This is a genomic window from Sphingosinicella sp. YJ22 (genome assembly GCF_011320075.1).
Lineage (GTDB): Bacteria > Pseudomonadota > Alphaproteobacteria > Sphingomonadales > Sphingomonadaceae > Allosphingosinicella.
On the sequence record NZ_JAANPA010000071.1, the window covers coordinates 1 to 4,714 of the forward strand.

Below are 4,714 nucleotides of genomic sequence, written 5' to 3' on the forward strand. Positions count from 1 at the left end.
AGGCGGCGGGAGCGGGCTGCTGCGCCTGCGGAGCGGGCTGGGCCGGCGTCGCCTGCGGCTGGGCCGGCTGCGGCGCGGGCGGCTGGGGACGGCCGGCGAGCTGGGCGTTCTGCTGGGTGCCCTCGCTGGTCGCGATCTGGGTCGAGGCGCTGTTGTCGAGCTGCAGGCCGCCGGCCTCGGGCGCCGGCACCTTGTAGGCGCCGGGCGAGGCGATCATTTCCTCGCCGCCGCCGCCGGCGTTGCGGTTCGCCGCCCAGAACAGGCCGCCGACGACCACGCCGATGACGATCAGGCCGATCACCACGGCGGCGATCAGCTTGACCGGCGACGGGCCGGCTTCCTCTTCCTCGACCGCCTCGAGCCAGGGCAGCCGGTCGTCTTCGTCAAGCGCGTCGTCCCGCGTGGCATCGGTCATCACGCCATCTCCTCGGCCGCGGCCACTCCCATGATGCTGAGGCCGTTGCGGATAATCTGCCCGATCCCCGCCGCGAGTTCCAGCCGCGCGCGGGTCAGCGCCGGGTTCTGTGCCACAAGGAAACGCCGCGCCGGGTCGTCATTACCCTTGTTCCACTGGGCGTGGAACGCGGCGGCGAGGTCGTGGAGGTAGAAGGCGACGCGATGCGGCTCGTGCGCGTCCGCCGCGCTCTCGACGATTCGCGGGAACTGGGCGGCGAGCTTGACCAGCGCCAGCTCGTCATCGTCGAGCAGGCTGAGATCCGCCGCTTCGGGCAGGTCCGGCACCTCGCTCGCCACCTTCCTGTGCAGCGACCGGATCCGCGCATGCGCGTACTGCACATAGAAAACCGGATTGTCCTTGCTGGCCTCCACCACCTTCGCAAAATCGAAATCCATTTGGGCATCCGATTTCCTGGTGAGCATGGTAAATCTCACCACATCCCGCCCCACCTCCCGCACCACGTCGGCGAGGGTCACAAAATTGCCCGCGCGCTTCGACATCTTCACAGGCTCGCCGGCGCGCAGAAGGCGGACCATCTGGACCAGCTTGACGTCGAACGGCTTGCCGTCGGTCAGCGCCGCGACCGCCGCCTTGATGCGCTTGACGGTGCCGGCATGGTCGGCGCCCCAGATGTCAATGAGCTGGTCGGCATTCTGCGCCTTCTGGAAATGATAGGCCATGTCCGCGCCGAAATAGGTCCAGCTGCCGTCGGACTTCTTGACCGGCCGGTCCTGGTCGTCGCCGAACTGAGTCGACTTGAACAGGGTCAGCTCGACCGGCTCCCATTCGTCATGGGGGTCGAGGCTCTTGGGCCGCTCGAGCGCGCCTTCGTAGATCAGGCCGCGCGCGCGCAGCGCCTCGACCGCGGCGTCGGGCTTGCCGGCCGCCTGAACCTCCGCTTCCGAGGCGAAGATGTCGTGATGAATTCCGAGCAGGGCGAGGTCCGCCTTGATCATCACGAGCATCGCCGCGACCGCTGCCTCGCGAAACGGCACCAGCCACTCGCTCTCCGGCGCGGCGACGAAGCGGTCGCCATGCTCCTTGGCGAGCGCCTTGCCGACGGGCTTCAGATAGTCGCCGGGATAGAGCCCTTCCGGGATCTCGCCGATGTCCTCGCCGAGCGCCTCGCGGTAGCGAAGGTGCGCCGAGCGGGCGAGAACGTCGACCTGGCCGCCGGCGTCGTTGACATAATATTCGCGGGTGACGGCATAGCCGGCATGTTCGAGCAGGCTGGCGAGCGCGTCGCCGACCACCGCGCCGCGGCAATGGCCCATGTGCATCGGCCCGGTCGGGTTGGCCGAGACATATTCGACATTGACCCTTTGCCCCTGTCCCATGTCGGAGCGACCATAGCCCTCGCCCTCCGCGAGGATCGTGCCCAGCTCCTCCTGCCACACGTCGGATGAAAGCCGCAGGTTGATGAACCCCGGCCCGGCAATCTCCGCCGCCGACACCTCGGCCAGCGCCTCGAGCTTCGGAGCGATCAGCCCGGCGAGCGCCCGCGGATTGGTCCCGGCGCGCTTGGCGAGCACCATCGCCGCATTGGTGGCGAGGTCGCCATGGGAAGGATCGCGCGGCGGCTCGACGCTGACGCCCTTCCGGTCGAGGTCGGCCGGCAGCTGGCCTCCGGTCACGAGTGCGTCGAGCGCGGCATCAACATGCGCGGCAAAGCGGGCGTAAAGGGTCACGTCAGTTTTCCGAGGGAGCCAAAGTCACGCCGCCTCTAGCGAAGGGTCTCGCCGTTTTGAAGTGCGGGTCGCACCAAAGCGGCGGCGATTGGCCTCGTTGGGGCCTGCGGCCTGACTTATCCTCGCCTGCGCGGCTGGACCGCATTTGGGGGAGAAGCCTCATGCAGATCGCCAATCACAAGCTGACCGGGTGCTGGCACGGGCCCTCGCCGAATTCAGGCGGGGCGCTGAACAATCCGTCGATCCTGGTGATGCATTTCACCGCCAGCGGCGGGGCGGGGCCGCAAGGTGTCCGCAACTACTTCCTCAACCCGGCCGCGAAGGCAGCAGCGCACGTCATCGTCGGCCGCAATGGCGTCGTCGAGCAGGTCGTCGCGTTCAACGTGCGGGGCTGGCACGCGGGCAAGTCGATCTGGCGCGGCGTGCGCAATTGCAACGATTTCTCGATCGGCATCGAGATCGACAATTGGGGCGCGCTGACCAAGACCGAGGACGGCAAGTTCCGCTCCTATGCCGGCGCCGTCGTCGCGCCGGCTCGCGTCACCCAGGCCCGCCACAAATATGACGGCGTGCTACGCTACTGGGAGATCTTCGACGAGGTGCAGCTCGACGCGTTGGCCGAGGTTACCAAGACCATCCTCGCCGCTTATCCCTCGATCACCGAAATCGTCGGCCATGACGACATCGCGCCCGGCCGCAAGAGCGATCCCGGCCCCGCCTTTCCGATGAGCCGCTTCACCTCCTTGGTCACCGGGCGCGACGACGCGCCGCCGACCCGGCGCCGAGTGACGGCCTCGCGCCTGAACGTGAGAGGCGGCGCCGGCATGCAGTTCGAAGTCCTTGGCCAGCTCCAGTCGGGCGACATGGTCGACCTGCTCTACGACACTCCCGGCATGTGGGCGCATATCTCGTGCACCCTCGGCCACACGCCCGGCGTAACCGGATGGGTCGCCGACCAGTATCTGCGCTGATCGTGTCACCAGTTAGAGGGCGTCACTGCGGACGCGTCAGAACCCCTCGGGCAGCTCCGCGGGGCCGATCAGCCCTTCGTAGCATTTGATCGCGAAGCGGTCGGTCATTCCGGCGACATAGTCGCCGATCGCGCGCAGGGTCGCGGTCGCATCGTCCGAGGATCTGCGGCGCGGCTCGGGCAGGCGCGCGGGGTCGTCGCAATAAGCGGCGAACAGGGCGGCGATCACCGCCTGCGCCCGCTCCCGCACCGCCTTGACCTTCGCCGCGTCGTACATGCGGGCATAGAGGAAGCGCTTCAGGACGCGTTCGTCGGCGGCCATCTCGGCCGAGAAGGCGGCGAGCGCCTGCCCCGCGCCGCGGACGTCGTCGGGGCTGTGCGGCCGCACCTCGTCGACCCGGCGCCGGGTCTCGGCGAGGAGATTGTTGACCATCACGCCGATCTGGTGCCGCACCAGCTCTCCGGTCAGCCGCTCGACCGGCACGTCCCGATAGCGCGCCCGCACCTCGTCCCAGCAGCGGCGGACGAGCGGGACCTCGAGCACTTCTTCCAGCGTGAACAGGCCGGCGCGGAGGCCGTCGTCGATGTCGTGATTGTCGTAGGCGATGTCGTCGGCGAGCGCCGCGACCTGCGCCTCCAGGCTCGGCCACGAGGCGAGCGCCAGGTCGAAGCCCGCATCGACCTCCGCCAGCGCCCAAGTCGGCTCCGCCACCGGGCCGTTATGCTTGGCCAGCCCCTCGAGCGTCTCCCAGGTCAGATTGTAGCCGTCGAAGGTCGGGTACGGAGTCTCCAGCTTGGTCAGGAGGCGCAGGGTGTGGGCATTGTGGTCGAAGCCGCCCGCTGGCGCCATCGCCGCGTCGATCGCATCCTCGCCGGCATGGCCAAACGGCGGATGGCCGATATCGTGGGCGAGGCACAAGGCCTCGGTCAAATCCTCGTTGATCGCGAGCGCGCGGGCCACCGCGCGGCCGATCTGCGCCACCTCCATGCTGTGGGTGAGGCGGACGCGGAAATGGTCGCCGTCGGGCGCGACGAACACCTGGGTCTTGCCGCGCAGGCGGCGGAACGGGACGGAATGAATGATCCGGTCGCGGTCGCGCTGGAAGGAGTCGCGGGGCCCCCGCTGGGCCCTCGGATCCTCTTCGTGACGCCGGCCGCGGCTGCGCGCTGGGTCGCAGCCGTAGGGAGCGAGGTTCATCGGCCGGCGGGGACCTGCGCGACTTCCTGCCCGGCATCGCTGGACCAGGCGAAGGCGTCGATATCCTCCCGGCTCAGACGGTTGACGAAGGCCTGCGCTTCGGTGCGACTGGCGAATGGACCGACCAGCAGACGGCCGCTGCTTCCCGACGGCGCGGTGAAGGCGTTGCGGCCGCGCAGCACCTCGGGAGCGTTGCGCCGCAGGCGGGCAAATTCGCTGGGCAGCGCGCTTCGCGCGGCGGTGGCGATCTGCACCCAGATGCGCGCCGGGTGACGTTGAGCCGGGGTCTGGGCGCGCGCGGTGTTGCGGGTGGCGGCCGCCGCGCTGCGCGTGGTCGCGGGCCTGCGGCCGGTCGCCGAAGGTTGCGTCGCCGGCGTTTCGGCGCGGGCCGTGCGGGTCGC

At 69.2% G+C, this 4,714-nt stretch carries 4 protein-coding genes and 1 pseudogene; 1 reads left to right on the top strand and 4 read right to left on the bottom strand.

What is annotated here, in order from left to right:
* Both G7B71_RS15355 and argS read right to left on the bottom strand, forming a co-directional pair.
* Window positions 1-415: pseudogene (locus G7B71_RS15355) on the bottom strand (SPOR domain-containing protein); the annotation flags it as partial.
* On the bottom strand, window positions 415-2,145 hold the full coding sequence (argS, locus tag G7B71_RS15360) for an arginine--tRNA ligase (RefSeq protein WP_166042528.1): 1,731 nt from the start codon (window positions 2,143-2,145) through the stop codon (window positions 415-417). The pseudogene G7B71_RS15355 and the gene argS, both read right to left, overlap by 1 nt.
* A gap of 161 nt (window positions 2,146-2,306) precedes the next feature.
* Here argS and G7B71_RS15365 point away from each other — a divergent pair, with 161 nt between their 5' ends.
* Window positions 2,307-3,116, top strand: coding sequence for an N-acetylmuramoyl-L-alanine amidase (locus G7B71_RS15365; protein WP_166042530.1), 810 nt, complete (start codon window positions 2,307-2,309; stop codon window positions 3,114-3,116).
* Between the two features lie 36 nt (window positions 3,117-3,152).
* Here G7B71_RS15365 and G7B71_RS15370 read toward each other — a convergent pair whose 3' ends face one another.
* Entirely contained in the window at window positions 3,153-4,313 is a 1,161-nt protein-coding gene (locus tag G7B71_RS15370; RefSeq protein WP_166042532.1) for a deoxyguanosinetriphosphate triphosphohydrolase, read from the bottom strand.
* Window positions 4,310-4,714 (bottom strand): SPOR domain-containing protein (locus G7B71_RS15375; RefSeq protein WP_166042533.1); only part of this gene is annotated, 405 nt, incomplete at its 5' end. The genes G7B71_RS15375 and G7B71_RS15370, both read right to left, overlap by 4 nt.

Coding starts and splice junctions, on each gene's coding strand:
- G7B71_RS15370 (WP_166042532.1), bottom strand. CDS start 4,313: ATGAACCTCGCTCCCTACGGCTGCGACCCAGCGCGCAGCCGCGGCCGG.
- G7B71_RS15365 (WP_166042530.1), top strand. CDS start 2,307: ATGCAGATCGCCAATCACAAGCTGACCGGGTGCTGGCACGGGCCCTCG.